Origin of the sequence: Pseudoalteromonas shioyasakiensis, from assembly GCA_013391845.1 — a bacterium.
GTDB lineage: Bacteria > Pseudomonadota > Gammaproteobacteria > Enterobacterales > Alteromonadaceae > Pseudoalteromonas > Pseudoalteromonas apostichopi.
In genome coordinates this window covers 3,029,794-3,049,322 of sequence record CP058414.1, presented here as the reverse complement: position 1 = coordinate 3,049,322, position 19,529 = coordinate 3,029,794, and the positions used below count along the sequence as shown (strand labels likewise).

Genomic DNA, 19,529 nt, shown 5'->3' with positions numbered 1-19,529 from the left:
ACTTCTGAGCAGCAATACGGGTTATAAAGCGTTTTAGATTACTAAGAGTTGAGTACAGATAATAATAAAGCGGTCATGATGACCGCTTTATTGCTTAGCTTTAAGGTATTGGCGTTTTAGATTGAAGCAGCGAAAGATTTAATCTCATTTGCCGCCGTTTCTAAGCTTTCCTCTGCGCCCGGCATCGCTAAGCCTTCAGCATAAATAAAGTTAACATCTGTCATACCCACAAAACCAAGTACATCTTTTAAGTATTTAGTTTGTGTATCCATGTCGGTGCCTTGATACATACCGCCACGAGCAGCAAGTACCACTACTTTTTTGTCTTTAATTAAACCTACAGCGCCTTGCTCTGTGTATTTAAATGTAATACCAGCACGAGCAATACGATCAATCCAAGCTTTAAATGTTGATGGAATACCAAAGTTATACATTGGCATACCAATAACGATAAGTTCGTTATCGTTAAGTTCAGCGATTAAATCGTCAGAAATTGCAGCAAGGGCTTTTTGCTCATCGCTACGTTCATTTGCATCAGTCATCCAAGCAGCCATTTCTGTCTGCGTTAAGTGAGCAATCGCATTGTCGCTTAAATCGCGAGTTGTTACTGAAATTTGTTGGTTGTTAGCAAGCTGCTCAACAAATTGTTGGCTAAGCTTGGTTGAATTACCTTGTTCACCATTTAAAGATGAATTTAACACAAGTACTTTTTTCATCATGTCACCTAAGAAAACTGAAGTTGTGCAGTCATTATAATTAGCAATAAATAAATTAATAATGCTATTAATCGAGTGGTTTATTCGTTTTAAACGAATGAATGGGGTGGGTTAGTTTTTAGGCTGCTTTTCATAGCTGTGAAATAGAACTTGGAACAGGCTTTATAAAGTAAATATATTAGCCAATTAAACTTCATAGCGGGGGTTACCACCTTTTACATCAGCTAAATTGTTTAAAACTAGCAGAGAAAAGGCGACCTAGGTCGCCTTTTTTAATTACTGATTCTGCGTCAATTTTATTTATAGGCTAATTCAGCGTCAATATTGCGCATTAAGTTGGTAACCCAGTTAATGTATTGGCGGTGAATCTTTTCACCATTGTAATCTAGGTTTATCGAATCTTTGTAATCAATAGAGTATTCTTGCTCGTTAAACGTAATATCAACGCGTAATTGGTGTTTACGTATATCAAGTTTACCTAAGATTTGACCTTCGGCATTTGAACGACATGTCCAGCCTAGTTTCATGCATGCTTTTAAAATATTGGTTTTGATACTTTCAAGGTCATGTTGGCCAGAGGCCATTTGCGGTACAGGGTTAGCGTCAAAGTTACGAATAGGCACACTGGTGCTACAAGCAGAAAGTGTAAGTAGCGTAAGAAGTGCAAAAGCTGCCTTTTTCATAGTAAATCCTTTTTATGGGAACAAAATTAGCGCGATTATGCGCTTTTTTATGGCAGGATCTAGACATCAGGCAAAAACCACGCACTGATAGCACCAACTAAGCCTAAGATACTGTAGAAAAAAATCAACTCAGCAGTTGTTAAATAGCTATTTAGTAAGCCGACACTACCGAGTAATAATAATATAACCCCAATCACCGTATTACTGACGGAAACATAGTCAGTACGCTTGTTACCTTCAGCCATATCAACAAGGTAGGTTTTACGCCCAAGTCGAACCCCTTGATGAGCTACTGTGAGTAAAAAATAACATAGTGGTAATAGCCAGAAACTCATTGAGCGTTTGTGGGCTGAAATAAGCAACTAAATACACCGCGAAGCCATTAACAGTAACAAGCATAGCAGCAAACATTAATACTTTACGGCTCGATAAATCACTTAGTCGACCCCAAATAGGCGCAGAGACTAAACTGGCAAGCCCAGAAAGTGCCATAAACGTAGCAAGCAATGAAAAGTCGAAAGCTTGTTCACTGGCAAGGACAATATAAAAAGGTGCACTCAAAGCAGAGCATAACAACAATGCTCGCGTGACAATAAAATGTGCAAATTGCTTATCTTGATAAAGCAGTTTTAATTTTGATAAGGCATGTAATAAGCCGTTTTCAGCGCCTTCGGTTGCGCCTTTGTATTCTTGAATACGACTATAACTGAGTGCTGCAAACAACCACATCAAAGCAGCCAACATTAATGCGACATAAACCCCATTTTCATAGCCAAGGCTTTGTAGGTACCACAGACCAAGACCAAAGGTGAGCGTCGCAAATCCGGCAAAACTGGCAGCAAGACCACTAATGCTGCCGCGTTGTTGTTTAGGTATGACCTTGCCCAGTACATCTTTTGCGGCAATCGAGTTAAAGCCGCGAGCGAGGCTAAAGACAATCAAAATAGCAATGATAGCAAAACCAGCACTTGGGCCTTGTAAGGTCAAAGCACAAACTAGCATGCCAACAATACATAAAGCTTGCACAATCGCACCAATCACCCACACCCACTTTCTGACCGATAGCTGACGAATTAAACTTGCAATTGCCAGTTGTGGCAGCATTGAACCAGACTCACGGATAGGCACAAGCCATGCTATAAAACTAGTTGGTACATTAATGCTTTGTAAAAGCCAGGGCAGGGTTACTTTTGGGTTTAATAGAGCATCGGCAAATTTACTGAATAGCTGGCTAACTAATAAGGTAATAAAATTGCCGGGTACTACCTTACAAGCTGCTTCATCAATTGCCTTACAAGCACGGGCATCTTCAGTGTTACTGAGGCGTTGGTAAATGTCTTCTTTGCTGAGTTTATTCATGTGGTTTAAAGTTATAAAAAAGGGCTAGTAAAGCCCTTAAAAATCATCCTTAGAGTGACGCTCAGCTAGTTGCTCAGTTTCATCACCCCATGTTTTATTGACTCTGCGACCACGTTTTACCGCAGGGCGACGCTCAATTTGTTTCGCCCAGCGAAGAACATGGCTGTATGACTCAACATCTAAGAACTCAGCTGCATCATATAGGTTACCAAGCACTAAATTGCCATACCAAGGCCAAATCGCTATATCAGCAATCGAATATTCGCTACCTGCCATGTAGTCATGGTCGCTCAAATGACGGTTTAGTACATCTAACTGGCGTTTAACTTCCATAGTAAAGCGATCTATCGGGTACTGCATTTTGAAAGGCGCGTAACTATAAAAGTGACCGAAGCCACCGCCTAAATAGGGGGCAGAACCCATTTGCCAAAATAACCAATTACGACATTCTGTTTTACTGGCATGATCGCTTGGTATTAGTGAATCAAACTTTTCTGCCAGGTATTGTAAAATTGCGCCTGACTCAAACACGCGCGTAACGGGTGTAGTACTGTGATCCATTAAGGCTGGAATTTTTGAATTAGGATTTACACTCACAAACCCTGAAGAGAATTGATCACCATCGCCAATTTTAATTAAAAATGCATCGTAGTCGGCTTCATCAATACCAAGCTCTAATAGCTCTTCGAGCATGATAGTCACTTTTTGGCCATTCGGTGTCGCAAGAGAGTAGAGTTGAAGATCATGTTTACCAACGGGCAAGTCTTGCTCGTGGGTCGCACCTGAGACCGGACGATTCGTCTTCGCCCATTCACCACCGTTTTCTGCATCCCATTGCCACACTTTAGGTGGCGTATAACTGTCGGTATTACTCATTGAAACTCCTAAATTGTGCTTTAATGAATGTCATTACGAGACTACCATCCTAGTTGATCAGATAGATCAAGGGAAGTACAGTTATTAATTATGAATAATAAGGAGGATGACATGAAAAAGCATGGTTTAGCTATAGGGCTTGAGCGAACAGGTACGACTTTTTATCTCACTATTAAAGTGGTGGGTAAGTTAACGCACGACGATTACAAAACCCTCACCCCTCTCATTGATAATGCAGTAGCCGCAGTCCCAGGTGCAAAAATAAGAGCCTATGTTGATATTACTGAACTAGAAGGCTGGGAGTTGCAAGCCGCTTGGGATGACTTCAAATTGGGGCTTAAACACAACAAAGAATTTTGCCGTATTGCAGTGCTTGGCAACAAAAACTGGCAACAAGTGGCAAGTAAAGTGGGCAACTGGTTTATTAGTGGCGAAGTGAAATATTTTGAAGATCCAATTATTGCCACACAGTGGTTAGACGAATAAGGAATTGAGTGAGAGAAAACTATCAATTAAAGGTCGCGACGTTTAATTTATATAATTATTTAGCGCCACCTGACGCATTTTATGATTTTCAGCGAATTTATAGCGCTGAGCAATGGGCTAAAAAGCAGCGCTGGTTGGCCGATTACCTTAAAAACCAGCAGCCAGATATTATTGGCTTTCAAGAAGTGTTCAGTATCAATGAACTAAAACAACAAGTTAACGCGCAGGGTTACCCTTATTTTGCAGTGGTTGATGAGCCAACGGTGATTGATGATTTTATTTATCGCGATCCGGTTGTTGCCATTGCTTCACGCTATAAAGTTGTTGCTGTCAGTCAGGTTGAGGCAGAGCAAGGTGATATTTTAGCGATGGGCTTGAGTGATAATTTTAACTTTAGCCGCAGTATTATTCGCGCGACACTTGAAGTACCTCACTTAGGACACGTCGATTGCTATGTAGTGCATTTTAAATCAAAGCGCAGCATGCTCCATCACCAAGATGATGAAAGCCACAGCGAACAGCAAAACTTAGTTATGCAGTTAAAATCGCAAGTTCTTGGACGCTGGGCATCAAGCATGCAGCGTGGCAGTGAAGCAGCGCTGTTACTCGTAGAAATCATTAAGCGCAGAGCGCACACCAATAACCCTGTGATTGTGATGGGGGACTTTAATAATGAGTTACACGATGGTGTGCTTAACCATTTAATCGCTGACCACCTTCGTTTTAGCGGTTATAGGCAAAATAGCCCGTCTCGTTCAGAGTTCAAACTACAAGATAGTTGGCAACTCTATCAGCGCCATATTGTCACCGAGAACGACAGAGAAGCCACCCACTATTTTGGTAGTAGCAGCTCAGTATTTGATTATATTCTGTTATCCCGTGAGTTTGATGCCGGGTTTCAGGGCAGCTTTTTTGAGGTAGTTGATTATCACACCTATGATCAGCATTTAATCAACCCCCAGTTTGCCTATGATGATCAAAGTACGGATCATGGTGTCGTGATGGTGACAATGAAGTTGCGAGACTAGAAGCTCTCAGCTTTCAGTTTAAAGCTTAGGGTACTTTTGTTTATCACGCTTTGCCATAATATAGCCGATGAGTGCGCCGCTAATTGCGCCGAATAAATGGCTTTCGAATGAAATATGAATGCGCTGCGGGAAGACACCCCAAATCAGGCCGCTGTATAACACTACAACCGCAATACTAATTAAAATGGCTTTGAATGAGCGGTGCATAATGCCATAGCAAATTAAGTAGCCCCATAAACCGTAAATAACACCACTTAGTCCAACATGAATATTGCTGCGACCAAATAGCCAAACTAATAAACCGCCAATAATTGCTGTACCGGCAAACACCAGCCAGAAACGTTTAACGCTAAATTGGCAAACTAGCCACCCGAGAATAGCAAATGGCACTAGATTACTGAAAAGATGTGCCCAACCACCATGTAAAAATGGCGCAAAAAACACCCCTGATAGGCCTGACATTTGTCGTGGCAAAATACCTAAACCGTTTAAGTTTATGCCGGGTAGGCTATTAATTATTTGCAGTACAAGGCACACAAGCATAATGCCTAAAATTGCGAATCGCTTACTACTGATAGGAGGAAGTTTGGCAGCTTTTTTTTCAGTCATGATGAGAAGCTCTTAAATCAATTTGACCGAATGAGTATAACTTATTAAAAGTGAAGGTAAACACCTTGACGTACAAGGTATTTACCTAAGGTTTAGGGCTAACCTAATTTGGTAAGCAGTTTTTTCGCAGCAAGCTCAGAACTTGCTGGGTTTTGCCCTGTGATTAAAAGGCCATCTTCAATGGCTAGTACACCCCAATCATCGGTTTTTTGATATTGCCCGCCTTGCTTTTTGAGCTCATCTTCAACCAATAATGGTACGACATTGGTAAGCTGTACGGCATCTTCTTCAGAGTTACTAAAGCCTGTGACTTTTTTATCAAATACTACAGATTTACCAGCTGAATTTTTCGCATTTAGCAGTACTGCACTGGCGTGACACACGGCACCCACTGGCTTGTCTGAGTTAAGAAATTGCTCAATTAAGTTAATCGAATCTTGGTTATCAACTAAATCCCATAAAGGGCCGTGGCCACCTGGGTAGAAAACGGCATCAAAATCACCGGCTTTTACTTCATTTAATGGTTTAGTATTTGCCATTAATGTTTGTGCTGCGCTGTCTTGTTCAAAGCGTTTAGTCGCATCAGTTGCAGCATCAGGCGCTGCGCTATTTGGATCAACTGGTGGTTGGCCACCTTTAACAGATGCTAAAGTTACCTCTGCCCCGGCATCAATAAAGGCGTAGTAGGGGGCTGCAAACTCTTCCACCCAAAAGCCTGTTTTATGGCCGGTATCGCCAAGCTCATCATGAGAAGTAAGTACCATTAAAATTTTCTTAGCTGACATAGTGAATCCCTTTTTGCTTATTAAATATCGTTAATAACACTATAGGGGCGAAAATAGAGTTAAACAACGCAGATAAATTTGACTTCATTGGTTTAATAATTGATACAATGATTCAGGTTAGATTAGGAGTCTCTATGAAAGTATCGTTCGAGCAATTAAAAAGCATGGTGGTGTTTGCCCATATTGTGCAGCAAGGCAGCTTAACTAAAGCAGCTCAACAACTAGGTTTATCAAGGGCTGTTGTCAGCTACCACTTAAAGAAATTAGAGCAACAACTAAAGCTTACGTTACTTAATCGCTCAACGCGCACCATGACCCTTACCGAAGCGGGTATAGCTTATTATGAACGTTGTCAGGCTATCACCGAGCACGCTGAGGCTGCTAACTTACATCTTGAGAACTTAAAGAGTGAACCGGTTGGGGTTATTAAGCTAAGTTGTCCGGTAAATGTTGGTTTGCAGCTTGTGGTACCTGCACTTGCTCAGTTTAAGCGTTTGTATCCGAAAATAGATATCGATTTACAGCTCAGTGATGATGTGGTTGATATCATCAAAGATGGCTATGACTTAGCGATTAGAGGCGTAGCCCTTGAAAGCTCAAATTTACAAGCGACTAAACTAGCAAGTATGGCGACCTGCTTATGCGGCTCAGCCGATTACTTTACAAAATACCCTATACCAAAGAGCATTGCCGATTTAGCAGAGCATACATGGGTGGTGTATCAACCAAGTAGTGCTGTTGTCACGCTCGAAAAAGATAAACGCCGCTTTGAGGTGGCTGTTAGTGGTGGCATAAGTACAAATAACGCTGCTGCGCGAACTGCCTTTGTTGAAGCTGGGCATGGTTTAGCGAAGATCCCTGTTTATGATGCATTGCCAAGGATCAAAGCGGGATTACTACGCACAATATTAGATGATTACAAGACTGCTGATATTGAACTTTATGGCGTATTCCCGCCAGGGGCGGCGGGAAGTAAAAAGCTGCGGGTTTTACTTGATTACTTGAAGGATTATTTTACTAATCAAGTAGCCACTATGACGATTTAAACAAGTGTGCGATTAAATAAAGCGACTGCTTGTTGATACATGCTGATGGCAAGAGCTGGGTCGTATCGGTCGCCTTCGTCGCGCATAAACGCATGTTGGGCGTTCACTTCTTGCCACTGGTAATTAATGCCTGTTGCCACCGCTTGTTGGTAAATTTTGAGGCGGCCTTCTTTTGGTACATGTGGGTCTTGTTTACCCCAAACAAAGTGGATCTCACCTTTAATATCTGCCATGCGCTCAAATGAGTTGTTACCCACTTGTGCTGGTAAGGTATCGCTGTGTATATCTGTCGCATATAAACAAAAAGCGGCCTTGATATTTGGGTTTAAAGCAGCACGGTACGCAAGGTGACCACCAATACATACGCCCATCGCACCTACATTTCCTGTGCAGTAATCTTGCTGAGCCGCAAATGCAATTAAAGCGTCAGTATCTGAGTCATGGCTCTCAAGCGGTTTTGCCCATTTGTCGGCATTGCCTTTATCTTTACCTGCATCATCATAGGCGAGTACCGTCCCAATAGGATTTAACTCATGAAAAACTTCTGGCACTAACACAACAAAACCATGACCAGCAAGTATTGCCGCAGAGCGTGCAATTGGTGCTGTTTCTTGGAAAATCTCAGAGTAAAAGATAACACACGGGTATTTACCTTCTTCTACAGGGCGATAAATACTGGTGCGCATTGCGCCTGTTTTAGTCGCTATGTCGTGGTTATGGTGCTGAATAATCATGTTAATCCTTGTAAAAAACGGTTTAGTTAATAATACCTCAGCCCCACCTTTTGGACGAGTAAAAGCCCTTGAAATTTATTGATGCTCAGTTAACTCTCTGAGGCAGGATACTGCATACAGCTTGCGTAATAGGTAAGAGTAGCAGGCCAGTCTGAGAAAATAGCCATCACACCCACTTGCTTAGCAAGGACGTCTACCACTTTCATCATTTGCCCATCTTGTTTAATTACACGGGCAATCGACTGGTAATAATAACCACCGCCATTATTTAATGGACCAGAGCGCTCTAAACTCCAAGTAATAATGTTCAGCCCTGCTTGTTTAGCTTTAATAGCATAAAGGGAAGGCACGATTGCACCTGACTCATCAAGGCTCAAAAGCATCCACATTGGCGGTGCGATAATGCGTATTCCGTCGTTATATAGAGTCTGCATTGAAGGCTGCCAAGTTGTTTCATCCATGGCATCAAAGTGTGCTTGCTCATCTCGGCCATCAAGATAAATACTGTTGCTTGCAAATTCAGGGTGATTGTTTAGCCAATACTTCACATCTTCAAGATTAAATGATTGTGGATAAACATCTTGGCTATTCACCCCTAAGGCCTGATATTCATCAAGCATTTTTTGTGCATAATCTTGCTGGCTAAAACCGTTAAATGGCATGCTGACTTCTGGGCTTTTTAGCTCGGGTGTCATTTTTACACCCAGTGATTTGAATAACTCAATACTTTGCTGGTGGGTCATTACGGTACCACTGTTTGCGTATAAATCAGTGCGCCAGTTTGGTGTTCCTTGCAAATACTCTGCGACCGTTTTGGCATTTGGGTTGGAGCCATCCATTTTAGCCTTTAAGGTTAAAAATTCAGCTTGAGTGATATCGCTGGTGCAGCATTTAGCCTGAGCTGGTTGGCCGTCTTTGGCCGGGGTAAAAGGTTGGCTGCATTTTGCTGCCAGCTCAGGAATCGCTAAAATGTTGGTAGTGGTGTGTAAATCACACTGTGAATGACGGCACACGAGTTGTTTGTCTTTAGTAAAGGCAACGTCACATTCAAGTACGCCAGCGCCCATTCTTGCAGCGGCTAAATATGACTCTTTGCTGTGCTCAGGAAACTGCATGGGGGCACCGCGATGACCAATTACAAAGTCAGTTTTGTAAAAAGGGCCATTGCCACATGTCGCAAGTTGCTGCTTTAAGGGCCCATCTGCCATCTTGTCGATTAAATAATAAGGCCGCGCGCCAACTTGAACAGCCTGCTCCACAGGCAGGTTTTTACAGCCTTGAATAACGAAAACTAAACAACATAAAACCAGTGCGCGCATAACAGCATCCCTCTAATCGAATAGAGTTTAGCCTATCATGTCTGCGTGGCAGTTTTATTAAGTTTCTGATTTATAATAAGTGCTAATAAGATAATCGCTGCGCCGATGGCAAGCTTGATGATATCGGCATCACGGTTCCAAATAACAATGTTAACGATTATCCCAGCTGGAATTAGTAAGTTATTCATTACTGCCAGGGCACCTACATTGACTATGGTTGCCCCCTTATTCCAAGCGAAATAACCGAGCCCTGAAGCAATCGTGCCTAAGTAAATTAACACGCCCCATTGCGTCGTTGTGGTGGGTAGCTTACTAGTATTGCCAAATAAACCGTAACAAATCAGTGCGACAATTAACGCGCCAATAAAGAACCAAGCAAACACTCTAGAGTGAGGTAATTGCTCATCTTGCATTAAACGTTTGTAGGTTACTTGCCCGGTAGCAAAGCAAATATTGGCTGCCTGCACCATTAACATACCAATGAGGTAGTTCTCATCAACCCCTTCGTAACGAATAGCGACGGCGCCCAAAATAGCTAGCATTGCGGCGAATAAAAACTTGGCATTAAAACGCTTTTCAAGCAAATCATTTAACAAAGTAATGTAAAGCGGTGTCATTACCGTAAATAGCAGTACTTCGGGCACACTGAGGTACAAAAATGAATGGTAATAGAAGCTGTACATCACGCCAAGCTGTACCGCACCTATCGCCATTAGCTTGAGTGCTAGGGCCTTAGGGGTCTTACGCCATTGTAAAAATGGTAAAAATACGCAAGTTGCCAAGCCAATTCGCATTAACACACTAAACCATGCATCCACTTGGCCTGCTAAATAAACGCCAATAAGACTAAACGAAAAGGCCCAAAGCAGGGTAACAGCAAATAAGTAGGTCATGTTTGATTAATTTGTAATTTTAAAAATTGCACTATAACAAAAAGCCCGCATTAATTGCGGGCTTTCATCATTTTGCGAATAATTTTAGGTTATTCAACCAAACCTCGACGCTTTAATAACGCATCTGTTGTTGGTTTTTGACCACGGAACTCAATGTAGCTTTGCATTAAGTCGCGGCTGTTACCTTTTGATAAAATCTCTTTACGGAAATTATCACCGTTTTCACGTGTTAAACCACCTTCTTCAGTCATGTGTGCAAACGCATCAGCTGCGAACACTTCAGTCCAAAGATAAGCGTAGTACCCTGCAGAGTAACCGCCGGCAAATGTGTGGCTAAAGTAGCAAGACTTATAACGAGGTGGTACCGGGTAGTAAGCAATACCGTGCTTGTCTAACGCATCATGTTCAAACTTTTGTACGTCTGTAATGTCAGCATCAACACCAAATGAGTGCCATTCCATATCAAGTAGTGCCGCGGCTAAATATTCAGTTGTATCGAAGCCTTGGTTGAACTTTTGTGATTCTAGTACTTTTGCAAGTAACGCTTTTGGAATTGGTTCACCTGTTTTGTAGTGCTTGGCATAGTTTGCAAGTACTGTGGGTTCAATATTCCAGTCTTCATTTGCTTGTGAAGGGAATTCAACGAAATCGCGTGCTGTTGCTGTGCCCGCTAAACTTGGGTATTTTACATTAGAGAATAGACCATGTGCAGCATGACCAAACTCATGGAACATCGTAGTTACTTCAGAGAAAGTCATCAATGTTGGCTGACCTTCAGCTGGCTTAGGAATATTCTGTGCATTGTAGATCACAGGCATGGTGTCTTTTAGACCGCTTTGGCTAACATAGGCACTCATCCACGCACCACCACGTTTACCTTCACGTGCATAAGGGTCCATGTAGAATAGGCCGATAGCGCTGCCATCTTCGTTAAATACTTCAAACACCATTACGTCTTCGTGATAAACAGGTAGGTCTTTACGCTCTTTAAAGGTAATACCGTAAAGTTTATTCATCGCAAAAAATAGGCCGTCGTGGATCACTGACTGCATTTCAAAGTAAGGCTTAACTAAAGCTGGGTCTAAGTCGTACTTCTCTTGGCGAACTTTTTCAGCGTAAAACGCCCAGTCCCAAGGCTGTAGTGCAAATGTTTCACCTGACTTTTTGATAACTTGTTGGATTTGCTCTGCTTCTGCTTCTGCTTTAGCAACCGCTTTCGGTGCTAAGTCATCAAGAATGCCGTAAACATTTTCAGTTGTTTGCGCCATACGATTAGTCATTACATACGAAGCCCAATCTTTATAACCAAGTAATGCGGCTTTTTCCGCACGTAGCTTAGTTTCTTTAATGATGATAGGGCCGTTTGTTGCTTGGGCGCGCGTTGAAGAGGTAGTCCAAATCTTTTCACGTAACTTACGGTTTTCAAGGCTTTGTAAGATAGGTTGGCGAGTCGTGTTCACAAGGGTGATCATGTAACCTTCTTTACCTGCTTTTTTGGCAGCGGCAGCTAGGCTTGCGATTTCACCTTCAGATAAACCTGCTAATTCACTTTTATCTTTAACTAAAATTACATCTTCTTTGAATGATTTTAAGATGTTTTGCGAAAACTCGGTTGAAAGCTTGGCAAGCTCTGCGTTGATTTCACGCATTTTGGCTTTTTCAGCTTCAGTTAGTTTTGCACCCGCGTTAACGAACTTTTTGTAGTAGTAATCAACAAGGCGTTGATCTTCAGCATTTAATGAGGCTTTGTTGTCGTAAATGCTCTGTACGCGAGCAAATAAGGCTTTGTTTAAGTAAATGTCATCAGTGTGAGCTGACATAATCGGCGCCATTTTCGCGGCGATACGTTGGTACTCACTGTCAGAAATCAAACCAGATAAATTAAAGAATGCCGCAGATGTGCGGTCTAATAGCTCACCAGAAAACTCCATTGCAACAAGGGTATTTTCAAATGTTGCTGGTTCTGGGTTGTTTGCAATCTTTGCAATTTCAGCTTTTTGCTGTGCGATGCCTGCTTCAAACGCTGGCTCGTAATCTTTGGTTGAAATTTTATCAAACTCAGGGGCCATGTATTGTAAAGGGCTTGGCTTGAAAAGAACGTTTGCAACATTGGCTGTTTGTGTTTCAGCGGCAGTTTCAACTTGAGTTTGAGTGTCAGCTTGCTGTGAACTACAAGCAGATAATAAAAACACACTAGCAATTGTAGTTGCTACTAAGGTCTTACGCATGAGAGCTCCAAAAATGTGGATAAATCTTTTCTAACTTATCAAATTTTTGGCTAGAAACAATCAAGTTTGTCGTTTTATTGGGGAATTTGAACGCAAATAATGACAATGAAGGGATAAAGGTGTGTAAAAAGCCATCAATTGTTTATTAATGGCTCACTTAAGTAAAAAGTGGCACTAGCTGCCAATTTAAATCTTGTTGGTAATACATCACCATAGGTTAGTTGTAACCCAACACAAACTTTTTCTCTGAGCCAAAGCTTTCTGGCATGGCGTTGCCAAACTCTTTGTTTATTAAATTCAGTGAGTGCTCTTGCTCAGCAAGTAAGTTTAAGATGCGGTTACGGTACTCTAAACTTGATTCAAATAAGTTTAGATCAACCAAAGGTTGTAAAGTGGCAAGTTTTTGTGTGAGTGTCATTTGTGACATTGTGCTCTCCTCGTGCTATTCAAAGCCTGTGAAACCTCAAGCTCTCTCTATGTATATAGCAGCTGTAGACTAAAATAGTTAATAATTAGCGCATATTGCGCATAAAGAACTTAGTATTTACCAAGTTTTCACCTATTATGCCGTGCTAAACTTAGTCACAACTGAACCAAACTGATTTTTACTAGGAATGTTAATTTATGACCCTTGCTGATCTGCAATCTGCACTATCGTTTGTTTTGTTCACCTACAATGATGTGCAAATTACTGTGCTTAAAGTAATTCAAGTCCCTTTGGCGCTGTTTTTAATGTGGTTTGTGGTCACCTGGATTGGTCGATTAATTAAAAAAGCGTTACTGGCAAAAAACTTAGGTCCTGACACGGTTCATCTATTCACCCGCATTTACCTGGTCGTTACCATAGCCGTTCTCGTTTTTACTTCGCTGGAAGTACTTAATATTCCTCTAACAGCTTTTGCATTTGTTTCTGGTGCAATTGCAATAGGCGTCGGATTTGGTGCGCAAAACATTATCAACAATTTTATCAGTGGTTGGATACTAATGTGGGAACGACCAATCCGTATTGGCGACTTTTTAGAAGTGGGCAATGCAAAAGGAGTCGTCGAGACAATTAATACTCGTTCAACTCGTATCCGCCGTAATGATGGCGTGCATATGCTTGTACCAAATAGTCACTTATTAGAGAACACGGTGACAAACTGGACATTGATTGACCGTAATGCACGTTCTTTTGTGAACGTTGGTGTTGCTTATGGTTCAGATGTTGTGTTGGTTGAGAAGCTAATGAAACAAATTCTTGATGAGCATCCAGCTATTTTAAAAACGCCAGCATCGTCAGTGTTATTTGATGACTTTGCCGATAGTTCTCTAACCTTTAGCGCTATTTTCTGGGTGTGTGCTGAATCAGAAGCGCCGCTTCGTCAAGTGCGAAGTGAGCTGCGTTTTAGCATTTATAAACTATTTGCAGAAAATAACATTACCATTGCTTTCCCTCAGAGAGATATTCATATCGATGGCGAGATAGCGTTAACGAGACGCAACAGCCAAAAATAAAAAAAGCGGCTCAGCCGCTTTTTTGTTATCGAAAGAATGAATAGTAACAATGAAACTAAGCAAACATAGGGTGGACAATTCCGTTAGTCCATAAAATAGCCGTCGCAGCTAAAATAATTACCAGTAATATTAGCCCACAAGTGACTACTGAACTGGCATAAATAAAGCCTCGCTCTTCAGGAATGTGCATTAAAATTGGCACTCCAGTGTAAAGCAAGTAAACAGAGTAAGCTAAAGCAACAAGACCAACACATACCACAAACCATAGCTCAGGTAAAAATGCGGCAAATGAAGACATAAACACCGGCGTTGCTGTGTAAGCTGCAAGCTCTAGAGTTTGTGTAAACGTAGGTTTTGCACCAAAGGTCACAGCCATCCAATGTGCTAAATAAGCAAGAGCAAAAACGCCCGCAATCAGTGCAAAGTACATCGCAACTGCGATAAGTAATGCACTATCATGGGTGAGGTATACTGCCTCACCTGAACCGATACTCCAGCCCAAATAAACTGATGAATAGTAGCCCATAATAGAAGGGATACAGGCAATTAATAATATATGCGATAAGCTATAGCGCAAGCTTTCGTGACGGTTATCAATTGTCTGCCATTCTTCGAGTGGGTGAGCGTACAAGCCCCATAAGTGGTTTAGAATCATAATTATTGCCCCTGTAAAAAAGGAATATGAGCTGTTTTATTTTTGTACAGCTTTGATTAAGTTATGGTTCAGTAATTAAGTCTTGTCAAGAAGCTGAAATAGACGAAATAGTCGATTAAATGTAACTCTTTAGTGCATATAGAAAATTACTTTGCACTGATGTGGGTCATGGAATGCGGACTTATTTATGTGGTAAAATCAAACCAAGATTTTTGATGAGAAGTTATTCTGTGCCTTATTCTGATTTGTTAGCACCCATTCATTCTTTTCTAAAGTGTGAAACACCCGATGAGTGGATTGCTGCGGCAACTAAAAAAGAAAACTTAGATATAGTTCTAATTGACCACTTAATTTGTGAGCTTAATGATAATATGTGCATATATAATTCAGTGAGTAACAACTATGTCAGACGATAAATTATCTGGTAACGTTTATTTATACCAGCGCTTTAGTTCTCAAGCACAAGAAGGGAATAGTTCCTTATATAGGCAGGGAGAGGCGCAAAGAGAGTGGTTGCGTAATCATCCTGACTGTGAAGTAGTTGAACTTGAAGGTAAACCTCTTATTGATGCCGGTGTATCAGCATTTTCAGGAAAGCATTTAAGTTCGGGTTCTTTGGGGAGGCTTGTAGCTGCAATAGAGTCAAAAGTAGTTCCTAGAGGCTCTATTATCCTTGTTGAGCACTTTTCTAGATTGTCTCGTATGACCATTACTGAAACAGGGAAGCTACTAGATAAAATTTGGGATAATGATATTTCTATCGTTACAGCTAGAGATCAAAGTGTTTACTCACCAAGTAAGCGAAATGACTTATCTACACGTATGCGTTTAATCGTTGAGATTGATAAAGCTCATTCAGATTCTAAATGGCGTTCAGAAAAAGTAAAAAGTTCTTGGAGTCGACGAGAGTACAACGCAAAAGAAAATAAAATAGCGCCAAAAATGCGGATGCCTTTTTGGTTAGACAAAAAAGGAAATTTAAATGAATACGCCGATGTAGTCCGAGATATTTTCAAATTGCATGCCGAAGGGTTTGGCCAAGTTTTGATTGAAAGGTCGTTAAGGAAAAAGTACGGTGATATAAAACCTTTAAAAAACATCAATCCGACAAAAATTATAAGAATAATTCAAAACCCAAAATGTATCGGTTTGGTTTATAATGAAAAGCTTTACGAGTCGGTTGTAAGTGATAAAGATTACTATAATGCTCAGCGGATATGTAAAGAGCGATTATTTACGAGCGTTAGACCCGATAGAAAGTGGCCTCTGCATGGTCTAGTTAAATGTGGGCATTGTGGCTCAGGTATGAGCATCCAACAATCGGCTAAGTCTTTACCACTGCTTCGATGCAGTAGAAAACAGCGATCTGGGGGGGAGAGCTGTGATGCACCAACAACATTTCCCTATGTAGTAGCTTATCATTTCTTTTCTGTTTATGTTGAACATTTAATACTTGCAAAAATAACAGATTTAAAACGTAGTTCTGCCAATCATGAGCAAAAAGTTAAATTAATACATAAACTAAAAGAGCTTCAAGTAAAACAGGCAGATCTAAAGGAGCATTATAGAAAAAGTGAAAAAGTTTCAGTAACGATTTTTAGTTTGATGGAAGATTTAGATGCTGAAATAAATGATATTGAAGCTCAACTATCTGTAATACAATCAAAAATAGAAAAAAGTCTTAATTTAGCTGCCATTTCAAAAAAAATAGTTAAATTATCACATAGTGACCCTTTACAGTATAATCTGGAACTAAATCGAATAGGTAATAAGATTTTTTTAAAGGATAAAGAATTATCTTTCAGCTTAGAAGAAAATCAAGTGATCGCTAGGCTCAAATTTACGAATTACGATCGTAAGTCAAAAGCCTATAAATGTATTTTTTACGGTTCAAAAGATTACTATAAAGAGAGTGAATTTGTTACTGAAGTTCGTACTTGCGACTGGGATGTCGACCGATTATTGAAACCAAATCGAGATAGAGCTTTTTCTGCTAAAGATGCGGCCCGTATTTTCAATTATAGCAACCTGTATTCAGAAAGTAGCAATTTAGATATATTATTACAAGATGATGAATAATGAACATAAATGATATAGACAAACTATTGAAGCCAATAGATAGTTTTTTAAAGTGTGGTACACCTGAAGAGTGGATTAAAAAAGCACAAAAAAAAGAAAATCTCGACATAGTTTTATTAGACCATCTCGTGTGTGAGTTGAAAGCGGCTCAGTCTGCCATGTTTTTAATCCGTAAGTACGCGGTTGATAAAGAAAGTAGTGATGTGTTGCTTGAGTGGTTAAAACCATTTGAGACGCTTGTGTATAAGCGAGAAGGGGATTGGCGTGAGCTTGCAGATAAAAACAAGCTGACTAAATCAATGATCCCAAAATCGAATTCATCTTATGGGCAAGACCTTATCGATAAAATGGTGATGCTCATTAAAGAAGAGCTGCATCACTTTTATCAAGTTCTTGAGATCATGGATGAATACGGTATTGAATATAAAAGCATTACCCCATGTCGTTATGCCAAAGGAATGCTGCGCCATGTGAAAACATACGAGCCAGATGCCTTGGTTGATAAGTTAATTATCGGTGCTTACATCGAAGCCCGATCGTGTGAGCGTTTTGCTAAATTAGCCCCACATGTTGATAAACGCTTAGGTGATTTTTATATCTCGCTACTGCGCTCAGAAGCGCGTCATTACCAAGATTATTTAACTCTTGCGCAAGAAATCAGTGAGTTTGATATCACCGAACGTGTTGAGTTCTTTGGGCAACTTGAAGCTGAGCTTATCTTAAGTCCGGATGAAGACTTTAAGTTTCATAGTGGTGTCCCTTCACATATATAAATTTCATATATCCAATAATGTAAATTGAAGCGTTTGAAAACCTCCCCTAAAACTTTAACCCACTAAAGCCTATGTTCATAGGCCGCCTTGCGGTGGGTTTTTGCTTTGCAAAAAAATTGAAAAAAAGAAAATATGATATAATACGTTATAACATAGTAGGAGATGTTTATGAGCTGTTTAAAATTGAAAATTATGGATGAAGAACTCAAAAATATTCTGTTAGACGAAGGCGCTGAATTATTTGTGTCAGAAGTTAAGGAGGCATTGAAGAAGAAGTTACGTGAGTACCATCTTCAGTCTAATTTTTCTGTAAAGGTGAGTCGAACTAAAGAGTTTATGGATTTTATGGAGTTATACATTGCTCGTGATCAAATACCTATTCATTTAGGGAAACCCCCATATGTAACTATTGAAGAATGGCGAAATTTAATGCTTAAGTTTAATTTAGAAGGAATTGATAAAAAGAATATTTGTTTATTTTCAGAGTTGTGGCTTAATAAAAGTGCTGCTATAGACTCAGAAAAATTACAGAATGCTTGCCGTTCTTTTAAGTTATTATCGACATGTTCCTTCTGTCAGAATGGTAATTTTCTCGGAGATGAAGATTCTACTCAAGCTAGATTTATTAACTGCGCAGTAGACATCAAAATTGAATACCCTACATATCAAAGCTGTACCTCATTTGAGGGAAATAGGGGGGCAGATGAGTAATCTTAAAGCCTTTGCTTCAGTTAGAACTCAGTACTACAAAGCGGATAAAGCATTCATTGTTTTAGATCACTCAAATCCGAGTAGGAATGGCTTTACATGCTCAGCAAACGTAAACCCTAAGTTTAGTCATAACAACCTCGGTTTGTATACCAAAGGCTGTAAGAACGGCGCTGAAGCTCTTAATCAAGCATGCGCCCGATACAAGCTGGTCACTGGTAAAAAAGTTAGAAAAGATTTCAATCTATTGTTTGAACACATCGTTATTTTAAGTGAACATCAATACGTAAAAATTGAGAAAAAATATGGAGAAAAGAAAGCAAAGCAGCTTTTAATTCATTATTTACGTAAATACGCTGTGCAGATAAAAAATGAATTTGGCTTTGAGCCAATAGGGATTGATTTACATTTAGATGAAGGGCGATATGAAGGAGGGCGCTTTGTTCGTAACATTCATGCGCATGCTTTTTTTTTAACTATGACTTTATAAACAGGATTTCACCGTTACGCAAAATTTCAGCTAAAGGGAAAAATTTCAAATCAAGGACTAATCAACTAAATCCACACTTTGAGAAAATGCAAGATGTTGTTGCTGATGCATTTAAACCGCTTGGATTTGAACGTGGGGTGTCAAAAAATGTTACTGGCCGTGAACATCTACAAAAAGAGAAATTTGTAAAAGAAAAACTCAATAAAGTTGCGCAAAAAGTCGAAGAACTTAGTAGTCGTAATAAGGCTTTAGAGAGTCAATTAACTTTACAAAAACAAAAGTCAGATCAACTTTCAAATGAAATTCAGATACAAGAAACCAAAAAGAGTTGGCTAGAAAGTAAAATTAATGAGTTACATAGCTTCGCAGAAGAACTAGAGATTGCAATTAAAGTGCGTTGTAGAAGAACTGTTAGTCGCCTATTTAAAAGAGTCAGTCTCCATAGTGGTAACAAACCTAAGTTGTAAGTAATTGATTCCGTGAAATTTCAAGGTAAGAGGGGTCAGTTTATTTAACCGTTTTTTAAGTGTACTAAGAGCTTAAAGGTAAACTTATATTAAAAAAC

General features: G+C 40.1%; 21 protein-coding genes and 1 pseudogene. 10 read left to right on the top strand and 12 right to left on the bottom strand.

Annotation, left to right across the window (positions count from 1 at the left end; translation table 11 throughout):
- Positions 1-116: 116 nt before the first annotated feature.
- The 4 genes and pseudogenes from HYD28_13995 to yghU form a co-directional block, all read right to left on the bottom strand.
- Positions 117-716 carry an NAD(P)H-dependent oxidoreductase gene (locus tag HYD28_13995; protein ID QLE09974.1) on the bottom strand — a complete coding sequence of 200 codons (600 nt, stop codon included), beginning with the start codon at positions 714-716 and terminating at the stop codon, positions 117-119.
- A gap of 296 nt (positions 717-1,012) precedes the next feature.
- Positions 1,013-1,399 carry a hypothetical protein gene (locus HYD28_13990; protein QLE09973.1) on the bottom strand — a complete coding sequence of 129 codons (387 nt, stop codon included), beginning with the start codon at positions 1,397-1,399 and terminating at the stop codon, positions 1,013-1,015.
- 59 nt (positions 1,400-1,458) lie between these two features.
- A pseudogene (locus HYD28_13985) lies at positions 1,459-2,758 on the bottom strand (MFS transporter).
- 36 nt (positions 2,759-2,794) lie between these two features.
- Entirely contained in the window at positions 2,795-3,634 is an 840-nt protein-coding gene (yghU, locus tag HYD28_13980) for a glutathione-dependent disulfide-bond oxidoreductase (protein ID QLE09972.1), read from the bottom strand.
- A 111-nt stretch (positions 3,635-3,745) separates the two neighbouring features.
- Between yghU and HYD28_13975 the strand changes: the two genes are divergently transcribed.
- Positions 3,746-4,120: an STAS/SEC14 domain-containing protein gene (locus tag HYD28_13975; GenBank protein QLE09971.1), complete on the top strand. Its 375-nt coding sequence runs from the start codon at positions 3,746-3,748 to the stop codon at positions 4,118-4,120.
- An 8-nt stretch (positions 4,121-4,128) separates the two neighbouring features.
- A complete protein-coding gene (locus HYD28_13970) occupies positions 4,129-5,148 on the top strand; it encodes an endonuclease/exonuclease/phosphatase family protein (GenBank protein ID QLE09970.1) in 1,020 nt (339 codons plus the stop codon).
- An 18-nt stretch (positions 5,149-5,166) separates the two neighbouring features.
- On the opposite strand, the gene HYD28_13965 is transcribed toward HYD28_13970, so the two are convergent.
- A complete protein-coding gene (locus HYD28_13965; GenBank protein ID QLE09969.1) occupies positions 5,167-5,757 on the bottom strand; it encodes a rhomboid family intramembrane serine protease in 591 nt (196 codons plus the stop codon).
- A 98-nt stretch (positions 5,758-5,855) separates the two neighbouring features.
- Positions 5,856-6,542: a type 1 glutamine amidotransferase domain-containing protein gene (locus tag HYD28_13960; protein ID QLE09968.1), complete on the bottom strand. Its 687-nt coding sequence runs from the start codon at positions 6,540-6,542 to the stop codon at positions 5,856-5,858.
- A gap of 134 nt (positions 6,543-6,676) precedes the next feature.
- Between HYD28_13960 and HYD28_13955 the strand changes: the two genes are divergently transcribed.
- On the top strand, positions 6,677-7,588 hold the full coding sequence (locus HYD28_13955) for a LysR family transcriptional regulator (protein QLE09967.1): 912 nt from the start codon (positions 6,677-6,679) through the stop codon (positions 7,586-7,588).
- Here HYD28_13955 and HYD28_13950 read toward each other — a convergent pair.
- The 5 genes from HYD28_13950 to HYD28_13930 form a co-directional block, all read right to left on the bottom strand.
- The gene (locus HYD28_13950) at positions 7,585-8,322 is read right to left on the bottom strand and encodes a dienelactone hydrolase family protein (GenBank protein QLE09966.1); all 738 of its coding nucleotides are present in this window, start codon (positions 8,320-8,322) and stop codon (positions 7,585-7,587) included. The two genes, HYD28_13955 and HYD28_13950, sit on opposite strands and share 4 nt — an antisense overlap.
- Positions 8,323-8,411: 89 nt before the next feature.
- Positions 8,412-9,641 carry a glycerophosphodiester phosphodiesterase gene (locus tag HYD28_13945; GenBank protein QLE09965.1) on the bottom strand — a complete coding sequence of 410 codons (1,230 nt, stop codon included), beginning with the start codon at positions 9,639-9,641 and terminating at the stop codon, positions 8,412-8,414.
- A gap of 35 nt (positions 9,642-9,676) precedes the next feature.
- Positions 9,677-10,534 (bottom strand): DMT family transporter, encoded by an 858-nt coding sequence (locus HYD28_13940; protein QLE09964.1) that lies wholly within the window; start codon positions 10,532-10,534, stop codon positions 9,677-9,679.
- An 89-nt stretch (positions 10,535-10,623) separates the two neighbouring features.
- Positions 10,624-12,762: a M3 family metallopeptidase gene (locus HYD28_13935; protein QLE09963.1), complete on the bottom strand. Its 2,139-nt coding sequence runs from the start codon at positions 12,760-12,762 to the stop codon at positions 10,624-10,626.
- 217 nt (positions 12,763-12,979) lie between these two features.
- Positions 12,980-13,189 (bottom strand): hypothetical protein, encoded by a 210-nt coding sequence (locus tag HYD28_13930; protein ID QLE09962.1) that lies wholly within the window; start codon positions 13,187-13,189, stop codon positions 12,980-12,982.
- A 197-nt stretch (positions 13,190-13,386) separates the two neighbouring features.
- Here HYD28_13930 and HYD28_13925 point away from each other — a divergent pair, with 197 nt between their 5' ends.
- The gene (locus tag HYD28_13925; GenBank protein QLE09961.1) at positions 13,387-14,259 is read left to right on the top strand and encodes a mechanosensitive ion channel; all 873 of its coding nucleotides are present in this window, start codon (positions 13,387-13,389) and stop codon (positions 14,257-14,259) included.
- Positions 14,260-14,314: 55 nt separating this feature from the next.
- Here HYD28_13925 and HYD28_13920 read toward each other — a convergent pair whose 3' ends face one another.
- Entirely contained in the window at positions 14,315-14,914 is a 600-nt protein-coding gene (locus HYD28_13920) for a YIP1 family protein (GenBank protein QLE09960.1), read from the bottom strand.
- Positions 14,915-15,129: 215 nt separating this feature from the next.
- Between HYD28_13920 and HYD28_13915 the strand changes: the two genes are divergently transcribed.
- From HYD28_13915 to HYD28_13890, 6 genes are all read left to right on the top strand, one after another.
- Positions 15,130-15,330 carry a hypothetical protein gene (locus HYD28_13915; GenBank protein ID QLE09959.1) on the top strand — a complete coding sequence of 67 codons (201 nt, stop codon included), beginning with the start codon at positions 15,130-15,132 and terminating at the stop codon, positions 15,328-15,330.
- Positions 15,317-16,993 (top strand): recombinase family protein, encoded by a 1,677-nt coding sequence (locus HYD28_13910; GenBank protein QLE09958.1) that lies wholly within the window; start codon positions 15,317-15,319, stop codon positions 16,991-16,993. Before HYD28_13915 ends, HYD28_13910 begins: the two co-directional genes overlap by 14 nt.
- The gene (locus tag HYD28_13905; GenBank protein QLE09957.1) at positions 16,993-17,766 is read left to right on the top strand and encodes a tRNA-(ms[2]io[6]A)-hydroxylase; all 774 of its coding nucleotides are present in this window, start codon (positions 16,993-16,995) and stop codon (positions 17,764-17,766) included. Before HYD28_13910 ends, HYD28_13905 begins: the two co-directional genes overlap by 1 nt.
- Before the next feature lie 168 nt (positions 17,767-17,934).
- On the top strand, positions 17,935-18,477 hold the full coding sequence (locus HYD28_13900) for a hypothetical protein (GenBank protein ID QLE09956.1): 543 nt from the start codon (positions 17,935-17,937) through the stop codon (positions 18,475-18,477).
- Positions 18,470-18,964 carry a hypothetical protein gene (locus HYD28_13895; protein QLE09955.1) on the top strand — a complete coding sequence of 165 codons (495 nt, stop codon included), beginning with the start codon at positions 18,470-18,472 and terminating at the stop codon, positions 18,962-18,964. Before HYD28_13900 ends, HYD28_13895 begins: the two co-directional genes overlap by 8 nt.
- 86 nt (positions 18,965-19,050) lie before the next feature.
- Entirely contained in the window at positions 19,051-19,431 is a 381-nt protein-coding gene (locus HYD28_13890) for a hypothetical protein (protein ID QLE09954.1), read from the top strand.
- Positions 19,432-19,529: the final 98 nt, after the last annotated feature.

Coding starts and splice junctions, on each gene's coding strand:
- HYD28_13995 (QLE09974.1), bottom strand. CDS start 716: ATGAAAAAAGTACTTGTGTTAAATTCATCTTTAAATGGTGAACAAGGT.
- HYD28_13990 (QLE09973.1), bottom strand. CDS start 1,399: ATGAAAAAGGCAGCTTTTGCACTTCTTACGCTACTTACACTTTCTGCT.
- yghU (QLE09972.1), bottom strand. CDS start 3,634: ATGAGTAATACCGACAGTTATACGCCACCTAAAGTGTGGCAATGGGAT.
- HYD28_13975 (QLE09971.1), top strand. CDS start 3,746: ATGAAAAAGCATGGTTTAGCTATAGGGCTTGAGCGAACAGGTACGACT.
- HYD28_13965 (QLE09969.1), bottom strand. CDS start 5,757: ATGACTGAAAAAAAAGCTGCCAAACTTCCTCCTATCAGTAGTAAGCGA.
- HYD28_13960 (QLE09968.1), bottom strand. CDS start 6,542: ATGTCAGCTAAGAAAATTTTAATGGTACTTACTTCTCATGATGAGCTT.
- HYD28_13955 (QLE09967.1), top strand. CDS start 6,677: ATGAAAGTATCGTTCGAGCAATTAAAAAGCATGGTGGTGTTTGCCCAT.
- HYD28_13950 (QLE09966.1), bottom strand. CDS start 8,322: ATGATTATTCAGCACCATAACCACGACATAGCGACTAAAACAGGCGCA.
- HYD28_13945 (QLE09965.1), bottom strand. CDS start 9,641: ATGCGCGCACTGGTTTTATGTTGTTTAGTTTTCGTTATTCAAGGCTGT.
- HYD28_13940 (QLE09964.1), bottom strand. CDS start 10,534: ATGACCTACTTATTTGCTGTTACCCTGCTTTGGGCCTTTTCGTTTAGT.
- HYD28_13935 (QLE09963.1), bottom strand. CDS start 12,762: ATGCGTAAGACCTTAGTAGCAACTACAATTGCTAGTGTGTTTTTATTA.
- HYD28_13930 (QLE09962.1), bottom strand. CDS start 13,189: ATGTCACAAATGACACTCACACAAAAACTTGCCACTTTACAACCTTTG.
- HYD28_13925 (QLE09961.1), top strand. CDS start 13,387: ATGACCCTTGCTGATCTGCAATCTGCACTATCGTTTGTTTTGTTCACC.
- HYD28_13920 (QLE09960.1), bottom strand. CDS start 14,914: ATGATTCTAAACCACTTATGGGGCTTGTACGCTCACCCACTCGAAGAA.
- HYD28_13915 (QLE09959.1), top strand. CDS start 15,130: ATGAGAAGTTATTCTGTGCCTTATTCTGATTTGTTAGCACCCATTCAT.
- HYD28_13910 (QLE09958.1), top strand. CDS start 15,317: ATGTCAGACGATAAATTATCTGGTAACGTTTATTTATACCAGCGCTTT.
- HYD28_13905 (QLE09957.1), top strand. CDS start 16,993: ATGAACATAAATGATATAGACAAACTATTGAAGCCAATAGATAGTTTT.
- HYD28_13900 (QLE09956.1), top strand. CDS start 17,935: ATGAGCTGTTTAAAATTGAAAATTATGGATGAAGAACTCAAAAATATT.
- HYD28_13895 (QLE09955.1), top strand. CDS start 18,470: ATGAGTAATCTTAAAGCCTTTGCTTCAGTTAGAACTCAGTACTACAAA.
- HYD28_13890 (QLE09954.1), top strand. CDS start 19,051: ATGCAAGATGTTGTTGCTGATGCATTTAAACCGCTTGGATTTGAACGT.